The following is a 24,973-nucleotide window of genomic DNA, read 5'->3' as shown; positions in this document are numbered from 1 at the left end:
GCGCCGCGCCGAAGCAGCGCGCGCCGCGGCCGCACCTCGCCGCGCTCAAGCAGCGCGCGCCGCGGCCGCACCTCGCCGCACCTCGCCGCGCTGACGCCGCGCGCCGCGGCCGCACCTCGCCGCGCGCAGCCGCCGCACCTCGCCGCGCGCAGCGCTCAGCGCGCGAGCAGGCTGCGCAGCCGGTCGAGCGCCGCCGGGTGCGCCCGCACCGCGAGCCGGCCGCCGGCGTCGTCGTACTCCTCCGAGAGCACGCGCGCGTTCTCGTAGATCTCCCCGATGAGGCTCTGCTTCGCGTACGGCAGGAGGAGCTCCGCCTCCACCATCGACTGCTCGAAGAAGGCGATGAGCGCCTCGCGCAGCGCCGCCACGTCGGCCGGGATCTTCGCCGAGAGCAGCGTCGCCTCGGGGAACTCGAGGCGCAGCGCCTCCCGCTCCTCCTCGGAGAGCCGGTCCACCTTGTTGAGCAGGAGCCGGCTCGGCACCTCGCTCGCGCCGATCTCCGAGAGCACGCTGCGCGTCACCCCGAGCTGATCGCGGAACGTCGGGTCCGACGCGTCGGCCACGTAGAGCAGGAGCGACGCCTCGAGCGCCTCGTCCAGCGTCGACCGGAAGCTCGCCACGAGATCGTGCGGCAGCTTCTTGATGAAGCCGACCGTGTCCGAGACGAGGATCCGCGGGCGCACCTCCGGGTGGAGCGCGCGCACCGTCGTGTCGAGCGTCGCGAAGAGCTTGTCCGCCACGAGCACCTCGCTGCCCGTCAGCGCCCGCATCAGCGAGGACTTGCCGGCGTTCGTGTAGCCGACGAGCGCCACGCGGCGCTGCCCCTGCCGGAGCGCGCGGCGCGTCGACTGCTCGCGCTGGACCCCGGTGAGCTCCTGCTTCAGCTCCGCGATGCGGTCGCGGATCTTGCGCCGATCGAGCTCGAGCGCGCTCTCGCCGGCGCCCTTGCCGCCGATGCCGCCGCGCTGCCGGTCCCCGCCGCCGCCCGTCTCGCGGAGCCGCGGCGCCACGTAGTTGAGCCGCGCGATCTCCACCTCGAGCTTCGCCTCGCGGCTCCGCGCGTGGCGGTGGAAGATCTCGATGATCACGCCCGCCCGATCGAGCACCTGCGCGCCCGTCGCGCGCTCCAGGTTGCGCGCCTGGCTCGGCGAGATGTCGTGATCGACCGCCACGACCGTCGCCCTGCGCGCCTCCCGCCCGGCGCCGCCCGCGCCCGGCCCCGCGCCGCCGCCGTCTTCATCCGCGTCGTCGACCTCGTCCCCGCCGAGCTCGCCGTCGTCGTCGCCTTCGCCGCTCTCCGCGGCGCGGCGCGCGCGCGCCTTGTTCTTCCGCTCCGGCGCGCCCGACGGCACGACGCCGCTGCCGCCCGTGATCTCCGCGAGCTCCTTGAGCTTGCCCTCCCCGAGCACCGCGGCCGCCGCGAGCGCGCTGCGCCGCTGCGACACGGTCGCGATCACGTCGAAGCCGAGCGTGTGAACGAGGCGGCCCAGCTCGGCCAGATCTGCGGCGTGCTCGACATCGTCGACGCCGGGGAGCTGCACCCCGACGAGCACTGCGAGAGGACGTTCTTGTTGGGTCGTGGTCATACGGTGGTGTGCGAGGGCGGGAGCTTCGCCTCATCCCGCCCCGCGACGCAAGCCGCCGCGCGCCCTCCGGCGCACGGCCAACGCCTCCCTGCGGCGTTCCCCGCGCTCCCCCCGGCCCGGCCACGACGCCGCGCAGGCCCCCCCTGACGCCCTTCCACCCCTCCGCCCGCCGGCTCCGTCGCTCAGCCCGTCTCTCACCGCCCTCGCGCCGCCTCGCGGTGCAGCCGCGCGCTCTCGATCGCCATCGACGCGAGGCGCCCCAGCTCCGTCGCGACGCTCGCGTCGTCCTGCCGGAGATCGCGCTCCACCGCCCACAGGCTCAGCAGGCCGAGCCTGCGGCCGCGCGCCGCGAGCGGCACGAGGATCGCCGAGCGGGCGCCGAGCTCCCGCAGCGCCGCGAGGTGCTCCGGCCCGCGGGCGATCCGCTGCAGCCACGGATCGGTGACCAGCGGGATCAGCGTCGCCTCGCGGCGGGCCGCCGCCTCGGCCATCGGGCCGGCCTCGCTGAACAGCAGCGGCGGGTGCTTGAGCAGCCGCGGCACGAGCGCCCGCGCCTCGGGCAGCCGCGCCGACGCGACGAGCCGCGGGAGGCCGCCGTCGTCGTGGTCGAGCGCGCACAGGTCCGCGAAGCGCTCGCCGCCGAGCCGCACCAGATGCTCGACCGCCGCGTCGTGGTCGGCCGACTCCGCCAGCGCCGCGCTCGCCGCGACCAGGAGCTCGCGGCCGCGCTCGGCCTTCCGGGGCTCGGTCACGTCGTCCACGATCACCACGGCCGCGGTGATCCGCCCGTCGGCGTCGCGCACCGGCGTCGCGCTGAAGGTCCCGAGGCGGCGCTCCCCGTCGCCGCGGACGAACTCGAGCTCCTCGCGGGCGACCGTCTCGCCGCCGTGCAGCGCCCGGAAGAGCAGCCAGCGCGCGCGCTGGTCGTCGTCCGCCTCGCTGAGCAGCGTCCGCAGCGGGGCGTTGCTCGGGGTCTCCTCGGGGCCGCGGACGATCTCCGCGAAGCGCCGGTTGCTCAGCGCGATCGTGCCCGCCGTCCCCTCGGCGACGGCCACGCCGACCGGCAGCCGCTGGATCGCCGTCTCGAACCGGCTGCGCTCCGCGGCGAGCTGCTCGCGCAGCTGCGCCTGGGTCGCGAGCGCGGCCGCGCGCTCGGCCGCCTTCCTGAAGAGCAGCCGGTCCCCCTCGGAGAACTCGGACACGCGGCGCGAGCTCACGACCGCGACGCCGACGAGGCGGCCCTCCGACAGCATCGGCACGCCGTAGAGCGCGTGCAGCGCGTCGCTCGGGCGCTCGCTCTGCGCGCCCGACTCGGGCCCGGCCGCGCCGCCCCCGGCGTCGGTGGCCAGCGGATCCGGCGCCGCCGAGCGCAGCGCCACCGGGCGGCGCTCGCGCACCACGCGGCCGACGAACCCCTCGGCCAGCCGGTAAGCGCGCAGGCCCCAGAGCGCCTCGTCGACGCCCATGGCCGCGCGGATCCGCAGCACCTCGCCCTCGAGCAGCAGCATCACCGCCCAGTCGACCGAGCGCGCCGACTCGAGCAGCACCTCGAGCAGCCGCCGCAGCAGCCGGTCGATGTGCACGCTGCCCATGCCCTCGGCCGAGACGCGATCGAGCGCCCCGAGCGCGCGCTCGCGGCCCGCGGCGCTCCGCGTGGCCGGATCGATGATCACCTGATCGAGCGCCTCGTGCAGGACGGTCATCTCGAGCCACGACGGCTGCGTGCCGGTCCGCTCGAGGAGCCGGAGCACGCAGCGGCGCAGCACCGAGTACTGGGCCGTCACGTCCTCCAGATCGAACCCGTCGCGGAGCCGGTCGAGCACGCGGAAGCCGAGCAGCGGCTCGGGGAAATCGGTCGACAGCGACTCGACGCCGGTCCACGAGTCGCGCCCGTCGTCGCTCTGCGGCACGACCGCCGACGACACGGCCGCGTCGAGGCGCTCGGCGATGCGCTCGAAGACGGTGGGCAGCTCCTCGCGCAGCGCCAGGTAGCCCGGGGACTGCTCGCCCGGCGCGCGGCGCCGCTCGGCGCGCTCCCACGCCTCCAGGATCCCTGCGCCGTGGTTGCGGAGGAAGGCGGCGAGCGGCGACTTGGGAAGGTCTCTGGGAGCCATTCACGCGCTGGCCGGAGCCTAGGCCCTCTCAGTCTACGTCAGCCCGCCAGGGCGTAGATCCAGAAACGAACCGGACGCCTCCTTCAACGCCGCCCGCCCCGCTCTCGCACGGACGGCGCGACGCCGGCAGCGAGCGCTCCGCCCGGTCGCTTCGACCGGCGCTCGGGCCGGCGCTCGCCGCCCTTCCATAAGCGGTTGATGAAGCCATCCGCGCCTGTTCGCGCGGGCACGGTTTCGCTCGCCCGCTGGCGCGCCGCGCTTCAGGGCGCGCCCGGCGCGGCCTTGCGCGCGCTCGAGCGCGCCCGGCGGCGCGCCAGCGCGAGCGCGCCGGCGGCCGAGAGCGCGAGCCCGATCGCGCGCCTGCCGCCGGGCGGCGCGGCGGCGTCGGCGATCGCCGCGCCCGGCGCGCCGATCTTGCACCCGCACCCGCCCGCCTCCTCCGCGGGCCCCGCGGAGGATCCCCCGCTGCCGGCGGCGGCGCCGTTGCCGCTGCCGGCATCGCCGCATTGACGGGAGCCGATGGTGAGCTCGGTCGCGCCCCAGAGGTCCGTGCAGGTCGAGGCCGCGCCGCTCTCCGGCGCGCACTCGATCGGGCCGCAGAGCCCGTCGCGGTGCAGGAGGGCCTCGAAGCTCTTTCCCTCGTCGAGCGAGCGGCCGACCGTGAAGCCGTCGACGACCTCGTCGCCGCAGGCGAAGAGCGCCGCGTCGGTCCAGGTCAGGCACCGCGCGCCGACGCCCGACATCTTCGTGAACTCGAGCGAGCTCGCGGCCGCGCGCCAGATCCCGTCCTGCGGGCCGCTCACGAGCACGGTCGCCCCGTCCGGCGACAGCGCGAAGCCGAGGAGGTCGCCCTGGCTCTCGAACACCGCCGCGAAGCTCTGCCCGCCGTCGCGCGAGACGAGCAGCGCGTCGCTGGGATCGCCGTCGAGGCGCACGTAGATCGTGTCGGGGTCGGCGGGATCGATCGCGCCGATGTACGGCAGGCGCTTGTCGTCGCTCCCCGGGATGTCGAAGCGCTCCCAGGTCGCGCCGCGGTCGTCGGTCCGCTGCAGGGCCCCGGTGTAGTCCGGCGCGCCGAAGCGGCCGCTCACGTAGACGCGGTCGCGGTTCGAGGGGGCTGCGTCGACGGTCTGCGCGAGGAAGTCCTCGGGCAGATCGACGGCCAGCTTGGTCCAGCTGTCCGCGTTGTCGCTCGTCTCCCAGAGCTGGGTCAGAAACCGCCCTGCCCCGAGCCCCGAGCTGATGACGAGCACGGCCCGCGAGGGGTCCTCGCGATCGGCGGAGAGGTCGATGACGTAGCGGTCCGAGAGCTCGCCCGGGGCGAACGACCAGTCGCACCCGCCGTTCTTCGACGCGCTGAGCCCGTCGAAGATGCCGGCGATGATCGTCCCGTCGGCGAGGAAGGCGATCATCGGGTCCTCGTTCCCGCCGAAGCCGACGACCGGCTCGCAGATCCAGCGCCACTCCTCGCCGCCGTCGCGCGTGGAGAGCAGGCCGTAGGTCGCGCGCACCACGAGGCGCGACGGATCGCTCGGGTGGCTCGCGATGAGGCCCGCGGCCGGGAAGCGGCCGTTCGCCGAGGCCGGCGCGGCGAGCCCCATGGCCGCGAGCAGCGCCGCGGCCGACAGCGCGAGCCGGCCGCGCCGCGGCGCGCTCGGTCCCCTTCGCGGGCGAAGCGTCTCCTCTGCAGGGGTGTGCACGGGGCGGAAACTTAGTACACCTCGAACGAGAATTCCGCCTCGTCGACGAGGGACGAGGCCAGGGCGCGGAACTGCATGTCGTAGGTGCCGGTCATCGAGAACGGGACGTTGGCCACCTCGTACAGGCCCGGCTCGATCTCGACGGCGTCGTGCACGGACTCGTGCCGCATCCCGAGCATCGTCGAGTAGACGCGGAGCTTGATCCGCTGCACCGGGCTCCTCGAGTCGAGCCAGGTGAGCCGCACGTGGAAGGTGTTGGTGCCGACCGCGAGCGGCGCGGTCGACTCCACCGAGAACTCGATGCGCCCGTTCATGCCGGAGCCCTGCCGTTTCCCGGGATCCGGCTCCCACCCCTCGGCGCCGCAGCCCTGGAGCGCGAGGAGGGCGAGCGCCGCGACCGCCGCGACCGCCGCGCGGCGTGCCCACGCCCCGCGGCGCTCCCGGGGTGATCTCGTCGACGGCCGATCGCGCGGTTCAATCATGTCTCCCCCACACGTAACGGAGGCCTGCGGACAGGGCGGCGGAGGCGCCCTCGCTGCGGCCGATCCCCGCGATCGGCACGTCCACCTGGAGGTTGCCGACGGCGGTCCAGCGCGCGCTGACGTCGTGGGCCAGCACGGCGAGCAGCGCGGTCCGCTCGTGCGCGCCGCCCTTGCCCGGGCGGCCGGCCTGGCGCGCGTACCCCTCGCGCTCGTAGACGCCGCCCACGCTGAGCGAGGTGCCGGAGGCCCACACGGGCCCCGCCGCGGCGAGGAACTGCATGCGCGGCGCGGCTTGCACCTCGCGGTCCCTCGCGGCGTAGTAGCTCGTGCGGACGCTGGTCGAGAAGGAGAACAGCGCCTGGAACGAGCCCCAGGACTTCTCGAGGAGGATCCCCGGCCGGAACTCGGCCACACCGAGGCCGGTCGTGTCCGCGCTGGCCGCGCCGAGGCCGATCGCGCCGGCGCGGCCCGTGCCCACGCCGGTCGCGCTGACGCCGACGGGCTCGAGCGCGTCGTTCTGGCCGTGCCCGGTCGGGAGCGTCACGCCGAGCGTGAACGCGGCGGACGGGAGCCACGGGGACATGACGCCGTCGACGAGCGCGACCCGGCCCGAGGCGCTGATGTCCCCGAAGCCGCCGCCCGCGGCCGTGTCGCCGGGGCCGGCCCCGGCCCACGTGCGCAGCAGCGGGACGGAGATGCCGAGCTGGAGGCGCTCTCCGGCGCGCACCGTCCACCCGACGTCGGCCCGCAGCTCGCGGTGGTAGACGCCCTCGCCGTTCGTGGTGAAGTCCCGCGCCGGCGACCAGCTCCCGAGTTGCTCCGTGAACCGGAGCGAGAAGCTCGCCGCGGCGCGCTCCGAGGGCGCGAGCCACTGGGCGATCCCGTGGCCGGTCCCGCAGCAGGCCGACGCGCGCGCGGTGCCCGGAGACAACGCGAGCGAGAGGAGGATCGCGGCGCCGGCGACGGCTCTGGGCAGCACGGCCGCTGCTATAGGCGACGCGGATGCCCGGCGACAATGCGTCATGTTGTCGCGCGGGGGGCGCTGCAATGCGCTCGGGCCGCCTCTTCCTGCGCCCTCCGGCGCCGCGCGCTCCGCTCCCCGCGCGCCCTCCGGCGCGGGCGCCCCGCCGCGGGCGCTCCGGCGCAGGCGCTCCGGCGCGTGCGCCCGCTCCGGCGCGGGAGGATCAGCTGGCGAGCGTCTGCCGGTAGACCTGGACGTAGCGGCGCGCGGGCCGGTCCCAGCCGAGCTCGAGGCGCATGATACGGCGCTGGACCGCGGGCCAGCGGGGCGACGTCAGGGCCGCGAGGGCTCGCTGCACGCCGCCGACGAGCGACGTGGCGGTCGGCTTGTCGAACAGGAACCCCGTGCCGGTCTCCAGGGACGCGTCGAGGTCGACGATCGTGTCGACGAGGCCTCCGGTCCGGCACGCCACCGGCGCGGCGCCGTAGCGCTGCGCGTACAGCTGCACGAGGCCGCACGGCTCGAAGCGCGACGGCACGACCGCGAGGTCGGCCGCGGCCATGAGCCGGTGCACGACGGCCTCGCTCACGCCGCCGAGGAACTTCGCGCGCTCGGGCGCCTTGGCCGCGGCGGCGGCGAGCTTCTCCATGAGCTCGGGGTCGCCCTCGCCGGCCACGACGACGCTGACGTCGCCCTTCAGGATCTTCGGCAGGGCGCTCGCGAGCAGGTCGCTGCCCTTCTGCGCGACCACCCTGCCGACGGACACGAGCAGCGGCCGATCCGGCCGGATCTCGAGCCCGATCTCCTGGAGGAGCGCGCTCTTGCAGCGGCCCTTGTTGCTCACGTCCTCGGCGTCGTAGCGCGCGATGATGGCCGGGTCGGTCATCGGGTTCCAGACGGCGTAGTCGATGCCGTTGACGATGCCGGTCAGCTGGTTCGTCCGGGTGCGGAGCACGCCGTCGAGCCGCTCGCCTTGCTTGGGCGTGAGGATCTCGTTCGCGTAGGTGGTGGAGACGGTGGTGAGCGCGTCTGCGGCGAGGATGCCGCCCTTCAGGAAGTTGACCTGGCCGTAGAACTCGAGCCGGTCCGGCCGGAAGTGGTCCTCGTCGAGGCCGAGGGCCCCGAGCACGTCCTTGGGGAAGAGGCCCTGGTGGGCCACGTTGTGGAGGGTGAGCACGGTCCGGCCGGGCACGGAGTGCTGATGGCGGAGCAGGTACGGCACCATGGCGGTGGGCCAGTCGTGGGCGTGGACGATGTCGAACGGCGAGCCGGACCTGGCGCGCTGGCGGACGAGCTCGACGACGGCGCGGGAGAACAGGGAGAACCGGCGCGCGTTGTCCTCGTAGTCGCGCCCATCCTCGCCGTAGATGCCGGGCCGATCGTGGAAGCCAGGCAGGTCGAGGACGATGAGCTCCACGCCCGTGCTGAGCCGCCCGTCGAAGAGCGTCACCTGGATCGGCCCGCCCGGCGACACCTTCGGGTCGACCTCGAGCGGCATCGGGGTGAGGCGGCGCGCCATCATCAGCCCGCTCGAATCGAGGGCCTGGTAGCGGGGCAGCGCGATCGTCACCTTGTGGCCGAGCAACCGGAGCGCCTTCGAGAGCGACGACACGACGTCAGCCAGCCCGCCGACCTTGACGATGGGCGCGATCTCGGAAGCAGCGAAGAGGATGTCCATGCGGGCGCCGTGTGTAGCACGAACCGGGGGGCGCACGGGGCGGCTTCCGCACACCGGGGGCGGGGGCCGGGAGACGTTCCGGCCCCTGCGGCGGCTGGCCCGCTGCGCGTCAGCGGGAGTTCGCGCGCCGGTGCTTACTGAGCGTCGTCGTCATCGCTCTCGCTGGGAGATGCCCGGATGCCCTGGCGGGCGCGGTACGCCTGCTCGGGATGGCTGAAGCTCTCGGGGTGCGTGCGCAGCAATCGCCCCTCGTTCACCATGGCTGATAAATGGCGCTTGGTGAGATTGTCTGGCCGCATTCCGAGCAGCGCTCCGAGCTCCGCTGGACGTAGCGCCCGCCAGGCACACAGTCGCTCGATCGCTGCCCGGAGCGGTCCCTGCCGCGGTCGCTCCCCGAGCGCCTCGAGCATGGCGCTCAGGTCGTCCGGAAGGTCCGGTCGATCCGCCTCCAGCCCCGGTCGATCCGCCTCCAGCCCCGGTCGATCCGCCTCCAGCCCCGGTCGATCCGCCTCCAGCCCCGGTCGATCCGCCTCCAGCCCCGGTCGATCCGCCTCCAGCCCCGGTCGATCCCGAGCACACTCATCCTGAGCGTGTAACCGTTGCTCGTCAGCAGACCGCGAGGAAACGTCCGTGTCGTCCCGGTCGCCGGATCTAGCTGCTTCGGTTCCCTGCTCGCGAGGGCGCAGCTCGTAGAAGCTCGCCGCACCTGCCGCATGCAGCCTCAGGAGACCGCGATCGCGAAGTTTCCGGAGCAGCTGGCTCGCCCCCAACGTGTCCAGTCCTGAGATCTGCCGCATGCGGGCGTTGTCGATCCGCCCATGCCTGTGCGCTTCGAGCAGCGCACGGAAGTCGAGATCCGTCAGCTCCGCGTCGCCGAGCGAGGCGACGAAGGTCCGATCCTCCGCCGTCAGCGTCGGCGTGTTGCGGAGCGTGATCCGGAACTCTCGCGGCGACGCCTCCAGCACGGGCGCTGGCAGGAACAGCCCCTCCATCTCCGCGAAGATGCGCGGGATCCCCTCGCCCTGGTCGCGCATGAAGCCGAGGTCGACCAGCGCGCGCACGGTGCGCGGGTTCCTGCTCACGTGGACGCGCCGCAGACTGAGGAGATCCTCGAGAGCGATATCGGGAACGAGCCCGCCCGGGTTGGTCACCTCGAGCCGGTCGTCGAAGAACCAGACCTCGGTGGTACGCCCCTCCGTGGTGTAGTCCCGGTGAGCGACCGCGTTGAGGATCGCTTCCTTCCAGGAGAACTCCGGGTACTCCGGCACCGCCCGGAAGCGGTTTCCGACGAGGCGTGAGGGCCGCCGGACGAGCCCATCGATCGCCGCGAAGACCGCCGGCAGAACCTGGCCGAGGGTCCCTTCAATCCGGGGGCGCTCCTCGACGTTGTGCTCGGCGCCGAGCCGCCGCTCGGTACCGACCACCCGGAAGAGCCGCACGCCGGCGTTCGGATGATCCGGCCCGTCGATCGCGAAGAGCAGCTCTGCCCCGCGGCGCAGCGCGATGTCGCGGCCCCGGCGATCGGCGAGCTTGCGCTTGAGGAGGTACTCCTCGTCGGAGATGGTTCCCAGGCCGCTGCCGGTCTTTGCGCGCGCGAGCAGCGCGGGATCGAGATCGGCCAGCGTCATGCGCGACGGACGAGACTCCCAGCTCTCGACGAGCCCGCGAAACTTCAGGCTCTGGATCTGCGACTCGCTGGCCTGCACCGTCTTGTCGCCGATGCGCAGTGGGAACCCATCGCCGTCGACCTGCACCGGGACGTCGGAGATGGGTACGTCAAAGACCAGGAGCTCGACCCCCGCGTGGTCGACGAGGAAGCCTTCGGGCTGAGGCGGGCGCAGGCGCGCTCGCGGCGTGTCGAGGATCGCGCGCACTGCGTCCGCCGGGTAGCGGTGGCCGGTCGCGGTTCCATCGTCCTCAAGGCCGAGAGACGAGGACGCCTCCCTCCGCGTTGGCGAAGGCGGCGACGTACTCGGCCACCTGGTCGCGGGCGCTCCGCCGGTCGCGAGGGCGCTTCTGCCCCTCCGGGCCTTCGAAGAGCGACTTCCGGTCGAAGTGCTGCCCTTCGTCCTGGCCGAGGAACGGCCCGACCTCGAAGGGGGCACGTGTCACGCCAGCCGCTCCTTCGCAGCGTCAATCCCGACGGTTTCCGCGACGGCGAGGGGTTCCGGGAAGGTCGCGAAAGAATGTGGAGCGTGCGGGCCGAGCATGAGCGCGCCTCGATTTGCGGCGGGCCATCGTAGTCCCGGCCGCTGGCGCTTGCACCGGAAGAAGTCGGTGCGGCCAAGACGTGGGCCAGAGCAGTAGATGCTCAGGCGACTCGGTCACGGGAGGCTCAGCCGAACCTCCCGCGACCCATGAGGAACGAAGCCGCAGCGAGCATCAGGGCGTCACGCCACCCCCTCGCCCCCCGCATCGGCAGAGCCGCCCTCGCCCGCCTCCGCCTCCTCGTCGAGCGCCTCCTCCGCCTCCGCGCCCGCCTTCGCCGCATGCGCCCGCGACAGGAGCCGCGGCGTGAGCTGCTCGAAGTCGTCGCCGTGGAAGTAGTACCCGATCTTCCGGACATGCGCGTACCGCTGCACGATCAGCGTCCACAGCCGGTCTCGCGCGTCCTCCGCCGGGCCCTTCTCCCGCTTCTTCGCCTCCGCCCGCGCTCCGGTCGGGGTCAGGTTCTCGAGCAGCCACTCGCTCGTTCGCCCGAGCTCCGCGATCTCCTCCCGCGTGAACGGGTGCAGCCCCTTCAGCGCCTCCGCGTGCGCGGCGAACAGCGCCGCGAGCTCCATCCCGTCCCGGGCCGCGTCGTACTTGCCGGAGCCGGCCCGGATCTGCGCGACCCGCTCCCGGTCCAGGAGCCCCCGCCGGGCGAAGATCTCCGCCTGGGTGAGCAGCTCCTCGCGCGGCCCGCTGATCTCCGCGAGCGCCTTCTCGATCTCCTTCGGGCTCGCGACCCGGGGCAGCGCCTCGCGCGAGGCGAACAGCAGCGCGCGGGCCATGTCCGGCAGCTCCTGCGCCTGCGTCACCGGGACCTTCGGCAGGTGCTCGCGCACGGCCTGCGCCTGCTCCTTCGTGCCGAGCACCGCAGCGACGCCCCGCTTCACGTTCACGAGCACGAGGCGCGGATCCGCGCGACAGACCTGCACCTCCTCGGCGCGGAGCTCCGCGCCGATCGGCTGGTAGTGCTTGTAGAGCGCCTGGTAGCTCCGCGCCCGTTCCTCTCCCGCGGCATGCGCCGGCGGGGCCTTGTCAGGTCGGTTTGTAGGTTTCGCCATGGTCGCCGAAGCTAACCAGGGTCGCTCACGGCACCAGATTCCCGGCACGAATCGGACACTCGGCTCTCCGCACCCACCTGCCGCGGCGGCCGGACACGCTCCGCACACTCCCGCCGCGGCGGCCGGACACGCTCCGCATCCACCCGCCCCTGCGCCGGCACGCATCGGAGCGCCGCCGTACACAATTTTGTAAGCTGAACTGCATCCAGGAGTTCCTCCCGTACACATTTCTGAATGATGGCTTACTTCCAGGTGCAGTTTCGCAGGCACTTTTGTATGATTTTTTACTTTAAACTCGACCCGCGCAGACCCTGCTGCATGTTGCGTTGCTTCCAGGTGCCCCCGCGGACGCGCTCCTGCGCGACGGCCGACGCCCGGACGCAGCCATGAAGGCAGCGCTGCGCGCTGGCCGGCGTCCGGATGTCGCCGCAGGGGCGGCGCTGCATGCGCCGCGTCGAGCGACCTCCCGCCCGCGCGCATCCGCCGCCGGATCGCGCCGAGCCCACCGCCGGGCCCGTGCACGGCGGAGACACGCCGCCCCGGCCTGTGTATCTTTATCTCGTGAGCAGCACACTTATCTTTCCCAGGCTCTCTTGGTCCCTCGCCCTCGTCGCCGCCGGCATCGCCTTGAGCTGTAGCGGCACGAACGACGGCGATTCCTCCTCCCAGGGCTCCGGCGCTTCCAGCGGCATCAGCGGCAGCGGCGGCGGCGCGACCAGCAGCGGCGGCGCGACCAGCGGCGGCGGCGAGGAGCCGATCTTCGTCGGCAGCGGCGGCGGCCTGCTCGCCACCAGCGGGAACGGCGGCGCCGGCGGCAGCTGCCAGCAGCTCGACATCGCCTTCGAGCCGCAGACGCCGACCGTCATGATCGTCGTCGATCGCTCCGGCAGCATGTACGACAGCGGCTTCTGGGAGCCGCTGAAGACGGCCGTGCTCAACGTGGTCGAGAGCCTGCAGGCGAAGGTGCGCTTCGGGTTCCTCACCTTCACCGGGATCGCCCCGGATCAGTGCCCGCTGCTCGCCGGGACCGACGTCATCGCCCTCAACAGCCACGCCGACATCGCGGCCGCGTACGAGGCGGCCTCCATGCGGCCGGGCCAGAAGCTCGAGACGCCGACCGGCATGACGTTCAACGAGACGATCATCCCCGATCTCCTCGCCTTCGCCGAGCCCGGCCCCAAGTACATCCTCTTCGTCACCGACGGCGAGCCCGATCGCTGCGACGACGGGCCGTCCGTGTGCGCGCGCGACGACGTCGTAGGCGCGGTCCAGTCGGCGTACAGGCAGGGCATCGGGACGTTCGTCTTCGGCCTCGGCGACGGCGCGTTCGCCGAGCACCTCCAGGACCTCGCGAACGCCGGCGCCGGCCAGCCGGTCCGGCGGCCGCAGAACACGAACCAAGCCTGCTTCACCGGCGCCGGCACCTACGCCGACGTGGGCGGCACCGCGATGTACTACACGCCGGATCCCACCAACGCGAACGCCCTGGAGAACGAGCTCAACGCGGCCATCTCCGGCGCGAAGAGCTGCACGTTCGACCTCCAGGGCTCCATCGCGGTCGATCTCGATCACGCGTCGGAAGGCCAGGTGCTCATCGACGGCGTGCCCGTGCCCTACGACGCGCAGAACGGCTGGACCATGGAGAGCCCCACCCAGCTCACCCTCGTCGGCGACGCCTGCGAGAAGCTCAAGGCCGCGACGCAGGGCATCTCGTTCAACTTCCCCTGCGAGATCATCGACCCCCTCTGAGCGGCCGCCCGGGCGCGCCGCTCAGGACGAGGACCCGAGGAGGCCCCCGAGCCACATCGACACCTCGTGCAGCGAGTCGCACCCGATCGCGTCGAAGCCCTCGCCGGCGCCGACGCGGATCCCGTGGATCCGCGCCGCGCTCGTCGACCGGACGCGCCGGATGTCCCGCTGCACGGGGTCGCCCAGGCAGAAGCAGCCGTCGCTGATCACCGCGATGTCCGCTTGCCGGTAAGGGCCGGCCCCGATCCGCCCGCAGGCGCGCCGCAGGGCCTCGTCGATGTCGGTGCCGCCGCGGAACGACAGGCTCAGGAACGCGAGCAGCCCGGCGAGGCCGTCGCCGTCGAACGACAGCTCATGCTCGGCCAGATCCCCCGGGCCGCTGAAGATGTAGAGGTAGCAGGCGCGCTGCTGCACGAAGCACGCGCCCGCGATCTGCAGGACGACGGCCTTCGCGACGTCCTCCAAGCGCGCCATCGAGCCGGACGTGTCGAGCACGACGAGCACGGGCCCTCGCTCCGCGCGGCGCTCCTCGTGGGCCTGCCCGTCCTCGAACGCCTGCACCTCCTGGATGCGCTGCGTGAACACGCCCCGCGCCCGGTACGTGAGCAGCGCCCGCTCCGCCCACCGCGCGCGCCAGAGCCGCCGCAGCGCCGGGCGCGCGAGGAGCGCCGCCTCGCTCGCGAGCATGCGCGACACCTCGCTCGATCGCTCGATCCCCCGGATCTCCGGCCCCCGGTCGCCTTGCACCTCGCGCGACACCTCCCTCGGCCGCGCCACGATCTCGCCCACCTGCTCCAGCGAGGACCCCGCCGAGGAATCCGCCGCCGCGCGCATGCGCCCGAGCGTGCGCACGAGCTCCTCGAGCGCCGGGGCGTACCAGAGGAGCCGCCGCATCTCGAGGAGATCCCCGCGCGGCAGCGCGCGCAGCATGCCGCGGCAGCTCCCGGGCGGGAGGTCGAGCGCCTCGGCGAGCTGCCGGAAGGCGCGCTCGAGCTCGGCGCAGACCGTCACGAGCTCCGACCACCGGACCTCGGTGCGGGACGCCACGAGCTCGCAGAGCAGGCGCATGGCGTCGCGCCGCGCCTCCTCCCATTGCCGCTCGTCGAGCGAGACGCCCGCCACGCGGCCCCCGCCCCCGCCGTCCCCGGCGCCCGGACCGCACGCGCCCGACCCGCGGCGCGCCCGCTCGGCGTCGCGCTCGCGCGCGAGGGAGTGAAAGGCGATGAGGGCGCGATCGTGGAGCTCCTCGGCGTCGCCGACGACGTCGAGGACGAAGGCCAGCACCTCGTCGGTGGTCCGGGGATCCCCGTCGCAATAGGGCCCCACGTTCGCCGCGGCGAGCGCGTCGAAGAGCGCGCGGCGGAGGTCGTCCTCCTCGGGCCACGCGACGGCGTCGGCCGGGGGCACCCGCCCCGACAGCAGCGCGTCCCGCAGGGCGAGGATCGCCGCGCCCCGCGGCGCGATGCGCCCGTGCGTGTGCGTGACGGTCCGCCGGAAGAGCGGCTCCGGCAGGCCGTCCAGCCAGGCGTAGCGGACCTCGAGCGCCTCCCCGGTGGTCATGCGCCCTTGACCGGGAGCTCGGCGAGACGATCGACGAGGGAGCGCAGGCGCGCTCGCAGCGCCGACAGCGACCGCTCCGACGCTCCGAGCCGGCGCGCGACGGCGCCGTGGCGCGCCTCGGAGACCCAGAGCGACGGGCCCACGCCGCCGTGGGCCGCGGAGATCCCGCTCAGGAAGCCGTCGACGTCGCCGAGCAGCTCCTCGAGCTGCCGGCGACGCGCGGCGACGTGCTCGGCCGGGTAGCGCGCCGGGGCCGTCACCGGCGCCCGGAGCTCCCTGGCGAAGGCCTGGTGCAGCGGGGTCTTCACCCAGGCCTCGAGCCGCTCCCAGCCGTTGACCTTGTTCTGGAAGTGCTCCTCCCACAGCTCGCCCATGGTGAAGCGGCGCCTGGGAGAGGCCATGTCCGGGGGCGCCTCGAAGAGCAGCACGCCGTCCGCGTTCGTCACCGGGCGCCGGTGGTAGGGCTCGGTGACGCGCTCGCCCGCCTCGTCGAGGTAGAGCGGCCGCCCCTCGTCGTCGCACGCGTGCTCGACGCAGCGGAGCTCCCTGTCGATCTCCGCCTCGAAGGCCTCGACCATCGCCTCGTGGCGCCGCGGCTCGTCGACGAGCGCGGCGTCGAGGGTCGCCGCGAGGGCCCCCTCGACGACCTCGATGTGCTCCGGGCGGTCCCAGAGGCCGTGGAGCATGAGCGGGCCGTCCGCCAGCGTGACCACGCGCCGGTCGTCGCAGAGCGCGGCGACGCGGAGGACGTTGGCGATCCTCCGCCAGCGCCGGTCGGAGACGTAGAGCCCCTTCTCGGCGAGCAGCGCGCGCATCGAGGCGAGCAGCGACCGCGCGCTCGGCGAGAGCGAGACGCCCGCGGCGCGCCGGCGGATCTCGTCCATCTCGGCCAGCGTGAGCCGCGGCGCGCGGGCGTCCGCGGGGCGCGGGCTCGGCGGGACGTCCAGGAGGCCGAGGAAGCCGTCCGCGGAGACGGGGGTCACGTGGCAGCGAAAGAGGAACCGGTCGTGGAGCGCCGCGAGCTCGGGGGCGTCGGGGACGTGGTTCGTCGCCGCGACCACGCTCACGAGCGGCGTCGCGACGCGCCGCGCGCCGTTGTCGAACTCCCGCTCGTTGAGCAGCGTGAGGAGCGCGTTGAGGATCGCGCTGTTGGCGTTGAAGATCTCGTCGAGGAAGGCGACCGACGCGGCGGGCAGGTACCCTTCGGTCAGGCGGACGTACTCGTCCTGCTCGAGGGCCTTGATCGAGAGCGGTCCGAAGAGCTCCTCGGGCACGGAGAACCGCGTCAGCAGGCGCTCGAAGTAGATCCCCTCCGCGATGCAGCCGCGCAGCCGGCGCGCGAGCTCGCTCTTCGCGGTCCCCGGCGGCCCGAGGAGGAGCACGTGCTCGCCGGCGAGCGCCGCGAGCAAGAGCACCCGCGCCGGCTCGTCCCGCTCGATCAGCCCTTCGCACATGCGGCGGTGGAGCGCGCGGAGGCGCTCGCGGAGCGCCGGCGCGCCCGTTGTCTCGCCCGCGGGGTCCGAGGTCTGCGTGGCGCTCACCGTCGCTCCTCGAACGGTAGAGGATTTCTCGCGGCCGTGCCCCGATGGCACCTTTGCGACGGCGGCGCCGTGCCGGACGATCGGCCGCCGACGGAGGCCGCGGCGCGCGAGCCTGTCGCGCGCGCTCCGCGGGGCGGGCGCGGCGCGTCGCGGGGCCGCGGGCGGGCGGGGATTTTCCGCGCCCCCGGCCGGCGCTTTTGCTAAAGGCGAGGGGCACTCGACCCATGACCAGGATCAGCGCGCGCGAGCTCGCCGGCACGAGCGGCCCCTTCGGCCGCGGCACCGAGGTGGTGCGGCCGGAGGAGGTGCCGGAAGGGTCGGTCGTCACCGTGCTCCGCGTGCCGCCCGAGTCGGCGGGCATGCGGCTCGACCGGTTCGTGCAGTCGCAGCTCAAGCGGACGAGCCGCACGCGCGCCGCCGAGATCGTCGCCCGCGGCGCCTACTCGCCCGAGGCGCGGCGCCTGCGCGGCAGCGATCGCGTGCGGCCGGAGCAGTGCATCCTCCTCTGGCGCGCGCCGTGGGACGAGCAGGCGCCCGACACGGCGATCCCGGTGCTCCACGAGGACGACGCGCTGCTCGCGGTGAACAAGCCGCCGAGCCTGCCCGTGCACCCCACGGCGCGCTACCACAAGAGCACCGTCATCAAGATGATGGAGGCCGCGCGCCCCGGAGAGCGGCTGTTCCTGGCGCACCGGCTCGATCGCGAGACGAGCGGCGTGCTCCTCCTCTGCCGCACGCCCGAGGCCGATCGGACGGTGAAGGCGCAGTTCGAGGAGCGCACCGGCGTCCTCAAGCGCTACGTGGCGATCGCCTGGGGCTGGCCCGAGCGCGACGATTTCCGGGTCGAGCTGCCGCTCGAGCTCGACACCGAGAGCCGCTACAAGGTGAAGATGCGCGTCGCGCGGCCGGGCCGCGGCCTCGCGTCGGCCACCGCGTGCGAGGTGCTGGGCCGCCGCGCCGATCCGCTCACCGGCCGGCGCTACTCCATGATCCAGTGCACGCTCGAGACCGGCCGGCAGCACCAGATCCGGGTCCACCTCGCGTCGAGCGGCCTGCCGCTCGTGGGCGACAAGCTCTACGGGCCGGACGAGGGGCTGTTCGCGCGCGGCGCCGACGGCGAGCTCACCGACGACGACCGCCGCGCGCTCGAGCTCGACCGCCACGCCCTCCACGCCGCGCTCCTGGAGCTCACGCACCCGGCGACCGGCGAACGCGTGCGCATCGAGGCGCCGCTCACGGACGATCTGCGCACCTTCTGGGACGCGCTCGACGCGTGATCCGCGCCCGCCGATGAGGGCCGCCTCCCGGGACGGGCGACGCCCCGCGTGCGAGGTCGACGCCCTGCGTGCGAGGTCGACGCCGTGACGCCGGGTCGACGCCGCCGCGCGGGGTCGACGCCGCCGCGCAGGGTGGTCGGCGCCGCCGCGCAGGATCGGCGCCTCCACGCGCGGGGCGGAGGACGATCGCGGCGAGCGAGCGGCCGCGGATCTTGTGCCGTCGTGCCGACTTACGTACGATGGCCCGGATGACGCGTGCGCGAGACGACCTCGAGGCGCTGCGGGATCCAGCGCTTCGGTCCACACCGCTCGAGGCCGACAGCACCGCCCAGAGCACGGCGTCCGGTCCGATCGAGACCGGTCCGGAAGAGACACTGCAGGCCGCCGGGGCGCCCCCTCCGGGGGAGCGCCCCCGCGCGGAGGGCGAGCGCCCCGCCACGGACCGGCCGCAGCAGGCGGGCGCGGAGCAGCCGGGCTCGGAGCGGGCGGAGCCGGCCTCGTCCGCCAACGTCGAGCCGCTCTCCGTCGAGCCGCGCTCAAGGGGCGACGAGAGCCTGGATCGGGAGCGCTACGAGCGGTACGCGATGCCGGCGAGCGACCTCCCTGCGGCCAACGTGCAGGCCTTCCGCGGGGACGCGGGCGGGGTGCTCGCGATCGTCCGGCGCGCCGTGCAGTCCGTGACGCGCGATCCGGCGCGCCACCGGCGCCGGCTGCCGAAGTCTCGCTTCGACGCGATCCGCAGCCTGCCGGAGCTCGCGATGGCGCTCGACTACGCGGTGGCGCGGATGCAGCCCGAGAGCGCGCCGCCGGCCGAGGTGACGGAGCGGCTCGACCAGCTCTACGAGGCGCTGCGCCCGACGCTCGCCGCGGCCGAGGCCTGCTTCCCGCGCGGCATCGTCCCGGAGACCTACGGCATCGTCCGGCGCGCGCTCGTCGCCGGCGATCCCGCGAGCGCGGCGGCCACCATCACCAACCTCATCCTGGACCGGTGGAACCACGTGCAAGGCCGGATCTCCCTCACCCGGGAGGAGGTGACCCGGATCAACGGCACCGCGAAGTGGCTGCTCAGCAACACCCGCGCGCCGGAGCGCGTCGACTCGCGCGACATCCGCGATCGGCTGTGGTCGCTGCTGCGCGAGCGCTACGAGCAGCTCCGCGCGATCGCCCAGGAGGTCTCCGGCGACGACTCGCGCGACTACGCCCCCGAGCGCCTCGCCGCGGACTGAACACCTCTCTCATCCACGCACCACCGTAAGCACCCGGGGCGGGCAGCTCGGCAGCCCCTCCTCCGGAGCCGCGGCCTACATCGCGACAGACACCTTGGTCTGCGATGGAGACGAATGCACGCCCGCGGGCATGTTGGCGTTCGTGCCGTTGTGCGCGGTCATGCACGTCTGGAAGACGACCGGCTGCCCCTCCACCTTGACCTTGGCCGACCCCTGCTTGAACTGCACGGGGCCCTTGATCGTGCCGGAGACCACGCCGCCCGCCGCCCCGGCCTCGTCGCCGGCGCTCATCGGGATCACCGTCTGCTTGGTGATCACCGGCTGGTTCAACACCTTCACCTTCTTCGCGCAGGTCCCCGGGTTGGCCTGCACGAGCTGCGCGGTGTTCGGGTAGGGCACCGGCACGGGCGGGGCCGGCGGCGCCGGGGTCTTGCACGTGTCCGGGAAGGCCTCGCAGGTCCCTCCCTGCCTCGTCGCGATGGGAAACATCGGCCCTCCTCCGCTCACCCGAGGTGGATGCGCTTGCCGTCGATCTTCACGTCGTCCTCGGCCTCGATCGAGGCGTGACCCCCCTTGACCGAATAGGCCCCGGAGGCGCGCGTGCGCACGCGCCCGGCCAGGAGCTCGTCGAGGTCCTCGACGCGGCGGAAGGAGCGCTTGAGCCGCTCGAAGACGTGGGTCGCGAGCGTCTCCATCCGGTCCGCCACCACCTTGACCTGCTCGACCGCCGCCGAGAGCTGGACGCCTCGATAGCTCGCCTCGGCGAAGAGCACCTCGGCCCGCTCGCCGACGAGCTTCACCGCGCGGGCGCCGAGGCGCGCCTCGGTCTGCCCCAGCGCGAGCGACGGCCGCGCGCTCGCGTCCCCGTCGCCGGCCTCGAGCGTCACCCCGCCCGCGCCGCGGCACCGGATCGCGCCCCCGGCGACGAGATCGATGTTCCCCTGCGGCGCGGCGAGCGCGAGATCGCCCGCGGGCACGGAGAGCAGGCCGCGGCCGAGATCGGGGCGATACTCGAAGACCAGGCGCCCGGCCGGGTCGCGCACCTCGATGCGCTCGCGCTCGCCGTCGGTGGACACGGCCGCCGAGGCGCCGGACCGCGTGGTGAGCCGCCGCTCCGAGGCAGGGGCCGCCTCGTCGCCGAGCACGCCGATGACGTAGCAGCGCTCGAGGTCCTCTCCGGTCACCAGCACGTGACGGCCCACCTCGATCCGGGGCAGCGGGGAGATCGCCATCACCGCGCTCAGCTCAAGGGCGCGGCCGTCGTGCTCGATGCGCACGACGCATCGCTGCTCGCTCGCGACCTCGACCACGGCGGCGCGCCTCACGTAGCTCGCGGTCGCTTCCTTCGGGCTCACGCTGGACAAGGAAAGCTTCGACATCGTCCCTCCGCCTCGGGTGACTACGCGCTGGGCGGCTGCCAGTCCTCGGCAGCGGCCAGATCCGGATCGGTGCCCCGGGCCTGCTCGCGGTTCGCGAGCGCCCAGAGCGCGCCAGGGTCGTCGATCCGGTGCAGGTTGGCGCCCGCCACGTCGGCCTGCGCGAAGTCCGCGTCCGCGAGCCGCGCGTGCGAGAGATCGGCGTAGCCCAGCCGGGCCCTGCAGAAGAGCGCGCGCGGGGCGTCGACGCGCACCAGGATGGCCTCGCGCAGATCGGCCCCGGTCAGGTTCGCGCCCCCGAGCGCCGCCCCCTCGAGGTACGCCCTGCGGAGGTTCGCCTCGCGCAGGTCGGCCTGCTGCAGCTTGCTCCCGCCGAAGTTCGCGGCCTCGGCGTCGGCGCGGCTCATCGCCGCGCGGTGGAGCGCAGCGCCGCTCGCGTCCGCGCGGGTCAGCGTGGCGCCGTGCAGCCGCGCGCCCGTGAGATCGGCGCCGGAGAGATCGGCGTCGGTGAGATCGGCGCCCGACAGGTCGGCGCCGCGGAGGTCGGCGCCCGCGAGGCGACAGCCCACGAAGGCGTTGGCCTCGAGCTTGACCTTCGAGAGATCGGCGCCCGACAGATCGACGCCCGTGAGCCTGGCCCGCCGGAGATCGGCGCCCGCGAGCTTCGCGCCCGCGAGCCTGCTCGTCCGCAGGCGGGCCCCGGCGAGGATCGCGCCCTCGAGGACGGCGCCGCTCGCGTCGCACCCGTCGAGCACCGCGCCCTCGAGGCTCGCGCGCGAGAGCTTCGCGCCGGCGAGCGTGCCGTCGGTGAGCGCCGTCCGGTCGAGGACCGCGTCCGTCAGGTCGGCCCTCGTGAGATCGACGCCCTCGGCCGAGATCCCGCGCAGCTCGGCGCCGGCGAGGATCGCGCCGGTGAGGTCGGCCCCGTCCAGGATCGCGCCGTCGAGCCTGGCGCGCGAGAGCTTCGCCGCCGACAGCGAGGCCTTCGCGAGCCGCGCCCGTCGGAGGTCGGCGCCGCCGAGCTCGCACCCGCGGAGGTCGGCGCCGGTGAGATCGACGCCCGCGAGCTTCGCGCCCGCGAGGTCGCTCCCCGCGAGCTCGGCCCGGGCGAAGCTGCCGCCGGTGAGATCCATGCCGCGGAGGTCGCAGCGCGCGAGCCGGCCGCCGCCGTGATCGCCCGCGAGCGCGCCCAGCGCGGAGAGCGACGCGCCCTCGAGCCGGAGGCGGTCGACCCGCGCGCCCGCGAGCGGCGGCGCCGCGGGCGTGACCTCGACGAGGGCCGCGCCGTCGAGGTGCGCTCCGTGGAACGACGCGCCGCCGAGGTCGCAGCGCTCGATCCGAGCGGCGCGGAGGGTCGCGCGGTCGAGGCGCGCCGCGGAGAGGTCGCAGCCCGAGAGCGCGGTCTCCGCGAGGTGCGCGCCGGAGAGATCCGCGCCGGCGAGCTTGCCGTCGCTGACGGAGGCGCGGTCGAGCCGCGCTCCCTCGAGCGACGCCCCGGTGAGCGTGCAGCGCTCGAGGATCGCGCCGGTGAGATCGGCGCCGGCGAGCCGCGCCCCGGCGAGATCGACCCCCTCGAGCACGGCCCCCTGGAGCCCCGCGCCCGTGAGATCGGCGCCCCCCAGGTCGAGGAGCCGGCGCTGCAGGCCGCGCACGCCCGCGCCGGCGAGCGCGTCGATCTGCTCGCGCGCCAGCCCGGCGGCGTCGAGCGGGACCTCCACGGCGGCCTCGCGATCCACCGCCACGTCGAGCGAGCTGAAGACCGCGCCCGCGAGATCGGCGCCCGCGAGCTTCGCGCCGTGGAGGTCGCACGAGATGAACATCGCCCCCGCGAGCCGCGCCCCCGAGAGATCCGCGCCGGCGAGGCGGACGCGATGGAGCGCCACCTTCTCGAGGGGCGCGCCGCGCAGGTCGGCGCCGGCGAGATCGATCTCCGGCACCACCGGAGGACCGGGCGCCGGGCTCGCGCGGAGGCGGTGGAGCAGGGCCGCCACGTCCTTGCCAGGGGTGCCCGCGGTCATCCCGCGCTCCGCCCGGCGAGCTTCGTCGCCTTCAGGTTCGCGCCGTCGAGCCGCGCCTCGGCGAGGATCGCGTCGAGCAGCTCGCACCCGTACAGGTTCGAGCCGCGGAGGTCGGCGCGGGTCAGGTTGGCCTGCTCGAGCGTGCCCTGGAACAGGTTGACCGCGGTGAGCAGCGCCGCGTCGAGCTTCGCCTTGCTCAGGTTGGCGTTCTTGAGGACGGCGCGGTGCAGGTTGGCGCCCGACAGGTCGGCGCCCGAGAGATCGGCGCGGATCAGGGTCGCGCCGCGCAGATCGGCCTCGCGGAGCGACGCGCCGGTCCAGCTGGACCCGTCGGCCCTCGCCGCGCGGAGATCGACGCGCCGGAACGACGCGCCGTCGACGGCGCGCGCGCCCGTGAGATCGGCCTCCGCCATGGAGACGCGCTCGCCGGAGGCGCCGTGGAGCGAGGCCTCGCGCAGCGACGCGCCGCCGAGCTGCGCGCCGTCCAGCGCGCAGCCCGTGAGATCGGCCGCGTCGAGCGAGGCGCCGCGCAGGTCGGCGGCGGTGAGCCTCGCGCCGCGGAGGCGGGCCCCCCGGGCGTTCGCCCCGCGCGCCCGGACCTCCGCGAGGTTGGCGCCGCCGAGCTCGGCGTCGCGCAGCGACGCGCGCTCGAGGTTCGCCTGCGCGAGCGTGGCGCCCGTGAGATCGGCCTCGTCGAGCCTGGCGCCCGGGAGCGCCGCGCCGCGGAGGCCGGCCTCCGAGAGGTTGGCCGCGGAGAGGTCCGCGCCCGTGAGATCAGCGCCGTAGAGCTCGGCCTGGACGGCGACGGCGCGCGCGAGCGAGGCGCGCGTGAGATCGGCCCGCTCGAGGCGGGCGCCCGTCAGATCCGCGCCGTCGAGGCGAGCCTCTCGGAGGCGCGCGCCCGTGAGATCCGCGCGCGTGAAGACGAGCCCGCGCAGGTCGAGCTCCGAGAGATCGAGGCCCGCGAGCCTCGCGCCGGCGAAGCTCCGCCCGCCCTTCGCGCGCGCCGCGACCTCCTCGCGCGTGAGCGCCGCCGCGGCGGCGGACGGATCCTCGGGCCGCGCCGGCTCGTCGAGCAGCGCGGGATCGTGGCCGTGCTCGATGAGCAAACGCCGCGTCTGCTCGCGCGAGTCGCGCTCGAGCCGCGCCGCGGCCTCCGGATCGTGCCGCAGCTCTCCGATCACGATCGCGAGGAACGCGTCGGGCGAGGTGACGCCGCGCAGCCGCTCGATCACGTCGCGCGGGACCCCGGATTTCTCGAGCATCGCGCGCGCCTGCTCGAGCCCGGCGACGATGTCGGGGTCGACGTCGCCGGGCTCGCCCTGCTCGCCGTCGGGCGCGCCGGGCACGCCGGACGCGCGCGGCTTCGCGGCGATCTCGGGCGCCTCCGGGCGCCGCCACGACGCGGGCTCGCGGTAGCGAGAGGCCGGGAGCGGCGGCTCGGCGAGCGGCTCGGTGACCAGCAGGATCCGGCGGAGCTCGTCGTGATCGCGCGACGCGATCGGGGTGAGGCCGCGCCAGACGAGGGCGAGCCGGCCCGCGTCCATGTCGATCCAGAGCGTGTCGAGGTGGAGCGACACCTCGCGGATCTCGGCCCTGCCGCGCGCCGCGGCCTCCACGAAGCAGCGCGCGCGCAGGCCGGGCAGCCGCGATTCGTAGCGCGGGAGCTCGGGGTGCAGGTTCTCGAGCGCGATCGCCTCGTCGCCGCGCAGATAGCCCGCGATCTGCTGATCGCGCGGGGCGGCGTTGAAATAGCCCCAGTCGAAGTCCTCGGGGAGGCCGGGCCAGCGCTCGGCCAGCCAGCGATCGTCGTAGGTGCCGACGCCGGCGGTGCGCTGCGCCCACGTCCGCTCGATCGGGCCGAAGCCCGCGGGCTCCGGGATCTGCCGCGGCGAGTCGATCAGGCTGCCGGGCAGCTCCAGGTTGGGCAGCGGCCAGCGCTCGACGCCGGCGGCGGTCTTGACCTTGCCGCGGCCGCGCCCGCGCGGGTTCTTCGCGAAGCCGTCGCCGCCGAAGCTCAGCTCGTACCGGAGCGGCATCGCGCGGAACGGCCGCGGCTCGGTGGCGACCTCGCCGTCCCAGGTCCGATCGCCGATCACCGCGATCTGCTTGCGGAGGCGGCCGACCTCCAGCGCGGCGTACGAGACCCGCTGCGCCTCGCCGCGGGGCGTGCGGCAGGTGCCGACCAGGAGCACGTCGGCGCGCGGCTTGAAGTAGGCGAAATCGGAGGCGTAGACGAGGCTCTTCCCAGGGTCGTCGTCGAGGTGGCGATCGCTCTCGAGCAGGAGCCGATCGCCCGGCGCGGCGAGCGCCGCCGGCGCGTTCGGGGCCAGCGTGAAGGTGCCTTTGACGATCACCGTCAGGCTGGTCGCAGGCGGTCGCACCCGGCCCACGAGCCAGCCGAGCTTGAGACCGGTGTCGTTGAGGATCTCCACG

The 24,973-nt window shown here is 74.4% G+C and carries 18 protein-coding genes; 3 read left to right on the top strand and 15 right to left on the bottom strand.

Annotated elements, in window-relative coordinates; all coding sequences use genetic code 11:
• Window positions 1–155 precede the first annotated feature (155 nt).
• The 9 genes from hflX to NQZ70_RS19745 form a co-directional block, all read right to left on the bottom strand.
• Window positions 156–1,586, bottom strand: a complete 1,431-nt coding sequence (gene hflX / locus NQZ70_RS19785) for a GTPase HflX (RefSeq protein WP_129575600.1) — start codon at window positions 1,584–1,586, stop codon at window positions 156–158.
• A gap of 194 nt (window positions 1,587–1,780) precedes the next feature.
• Complete coding sequence (locus NQZ70_RS19780) at window positions 1,781–3,700, bottom strand: GAF domain-containing protein (RefSeq protein WP_129575599.1); 1,920 nt, start codon at window positions 3,698–3,700, stop codon at window positions 1,781–1,783.
• Window positions 3,701–3,960: 260 nt separating this feature from the next.
• Window positions 3,961–5,400: a hypothetical protein gene (locus NQZ70_RS19775; protein ID WP_129575598.1), complete on the bottom strand. Its 1,440-nt coding sequence runs from the start codon at window positions 5,398–5,400 to the stop codon at window positions 3,961–3,963.
• 11 nt (window positions 5,401–5,411) lie between these two features.
• A complete protein-coding gene (locus NQZ70_RS19770; protein WP_129575597.1) occupies window positions 5,412–5,882 on the bottom strand; it encodes a FixH family protein in 471 nt (156 codons plus the stop codon).
• Window positions 5,875–6,861 carry a hypothetical protein gene (locus tag NQZ70_RS19765; protein WP_129575596.1) on the bottom strand — a complete coding sequence of 329 codons (987 nt, stop codon included), beginning with the start codon at window positions 6,859–6,861 and terminating at the stop codon, window positions 5,875–5,877. The genes NQZ70_RS19770 and NQZ70_RS19765 overlap by 8 nt, the downstream gene beginning before the upstream one ends.
• A 205-nt stretch (window positions 6,862–7,066) precedes the next feature.
• Window positions 7,067–8,521, bottom strand: a complete 1,455-nt coding sequence (glgA, locus tag NQZ70_RS19760; protein WP_129575595.1) for a glycogen synthase GlgA — start codon at window positions 8,519–8,521, stop codon at window positions 7,067–7,069.
• 134 nt (window positions 8,522–8,655) lie between these two features.
• Window positions 8,656–10,395 carry an ATP-binding protein gene (locus tag NQZ70_RS19755; RefSeq protein WP_129575594.1) on the bottom strand — a complete coding sequence of 580 codons (1,740 nt, stop codon included), beginning with the start codon at window positions 10,393–10,395 and terminating at the stop codon, window positions 8,656–8,658.
• Between the two features lie 43 nt (window positions 10,396–10,438).
• The gene (locus NQZ70_RS19750; protein ID WP_129575593.1) at window positions 10,439–10,633 is read right to left on the bottom strand and encodes a helix-turn-helix domain-containing protein; all 195 of its coding nucleotides are present in this window, start codon (window positions 10,631–10,633) and stop codon (window positions 10,439–10,441) included.
• Between the two features lie 278 nt (window positions 10,634–10,911).
• Window positions 10,912–11,790 (bottom strand): hypothetical protein, encoded by an 879-nt coding sequence (locus NQZ70_RS19745; RefSeq protein ID WP_129575592.1) that lies wholly within the window; start codon window positions 11,788–11,790, stop codon window positions 10,912–10,914.
• A gap of 561 nt (window positions 11,791–12,351) precedes the next feature.
• Here NQZ70_RS19745 and NQZ70_RS19740 point away from each other — a divergent pair.
• On the top strand, window positions 12,352–13,539 hold the full coding sequence (locus NQZ70_RS19740; RefSeq protein WP_237245449.1) for a VWA domain-containing protein: 1,188 nt from the start codon (window positions 12,352–12,354) through the stop codon (window positions 13,537–13,539).
• A 21-nt stretch (window positions 13,540–13,560) separates the two neighbouring features.
• Here the strand turns inward: NQZ70_RS19740 and NQZ70_RS19735 are convergent, their stop codons facing one another.
• Both NQZ70_RS19735 and NQZ70_RS19730 read right to left on the bottom strand, forming a co-directional pair.
• Window positions 13,561–15,099 carry a hypothetical protein gene (locus tag NQZ70_RS19735; RefSeq protein ID WP_165374056.1) on the bottom strand — a complete coding sequence of 513 codons (1,539 nt, stop codon included), beginning with the start codon at window positions 15,097–15,099 and terminating at the stop codon, window positions 13,561–13,563.
• Window positions 15,096–16,640, bottom strand: coding sequence for an AAA family ATPase (locus NQZ70_RS19730; protein ID WP_207217895.1), 1,545 nt, complete (start codon window positions 16,638–16,640; stop codon window positions 15,096–15,098). The genes NQZ70_RS19735 and NQZ70_RS19730 overlap by 4 nt, the downstream gene beginning before the upstream one ends.
• Before the next feature lie 224 nt (window positions 16,641–16,864).
• On the opposite strand from NQZ70_RS19730, the gene NQZ70_RS19725 reads away from it, so the two are divergent.
• Both NQZ70_RS19725 and NQZ70_RS19720 read left to right on the top strand, forming a co-directional pair.
• Complete coding sequence (locus NQZ70_RS19725) at window positions 16,865–17,917, top strand: RluA family pseudouridine synthase (RefSeq protein ID WP_129575591.1); 1,053 nt, start codon at window positions 16,865–16,867, stop codon at window positions 17,915–17,917.
• A gap of 248 nt (window positions 17,918–18,165) precedes the next feature.
• Complete coding sequence (locus NQZ70_RS19720) at window positions 18,166–19,143, top strand: hypothetical protein (protein ID WP_129575590.1); 978 nt, start codon at window positions 18,166–18,168, stop codon at window positions 19,141–19,143.
• Window positions 19,144–19,218: 75 nt separating this feature from the next.
• On the opposite strand, the gene NQZ70_RS19715 is transcribed toward NQZ70_RS19720, so the two are convergent.
• The 4 genes from NQZ70_RS19715 to NQZ70_RS19700 are packed head-to-tail and all read right to left on the bottom strand — an operon-like array spanning window position 19,219 to window position 24,972.
• Window positions 19,219–19,632, bottom strand: a complete 414-nt coding sequence (locus NQZ70_RS19715) for a PAAR-like domain-containing protein (RefSeq protein WP_061624628.1) — start codon at window positions 19,630–19,632, stop codon at window positions 19,219–19,221.
• Between the two features lie 14 nt (window positions 19,633–19,646).
• Window positions 19,647–20,522, bottom strand: coding sequence for a DUF3540 domain-containing protein (locus NQZ70_RS19710; RefSeq protein ID WP_129575589.1), 876 nt, complete (start codon window positions 20,520–20,522; stop codon window positions 19,647–19,649).
• A gap of 20 nt (window positions 20,523–20,542) precedes the next feature.
• On the bottom strand, window positions 20,543–22,537 hold the full coding sequence (locus NQZ70_RS19705) for a pentapeptide repeat-containing protein (RefSeq protein WP_129575588.1): 1,995 nt from the start codon (window positions 22,535–22,537) through the stop codon (window positions 20,543–20,545).
• The gene (locus NQZ70_RS19700) at window positions 22,534–24,972 is read right to left on the bottom strand and encodes a DUF2169 domain-containing protein (RefSeq protein ID WP_272828814.1); all 2,439 of its coding nucleotides are present in this window, start codon (window positions 24,970–24,972) and stop codon (window positions 22,534–22,536) included. Before NQZ70_RS19700 ends, NQZ70_RS19705 begins: the two co-directional genes overlap by 4 nt.
• Between the last annotated feature and the right edge of the window lies 1 nt (window position 24,973).

The sequence above is a fragment of the Sorangium sp. So ce836 genome (assembly GCF_028553905.1).
Classification (GTDB): Bacteria; Myxococcota_A; Polyangia; order Polyangiales; family Polyangiaceae; genus Sorangium; species Sorangium cellulosum_D.
The sequence above is the reverse complement of the archived record's forward strand: the minus strand, read 5'-3'. Positions and strand labels throughout refer to the sequence as shown.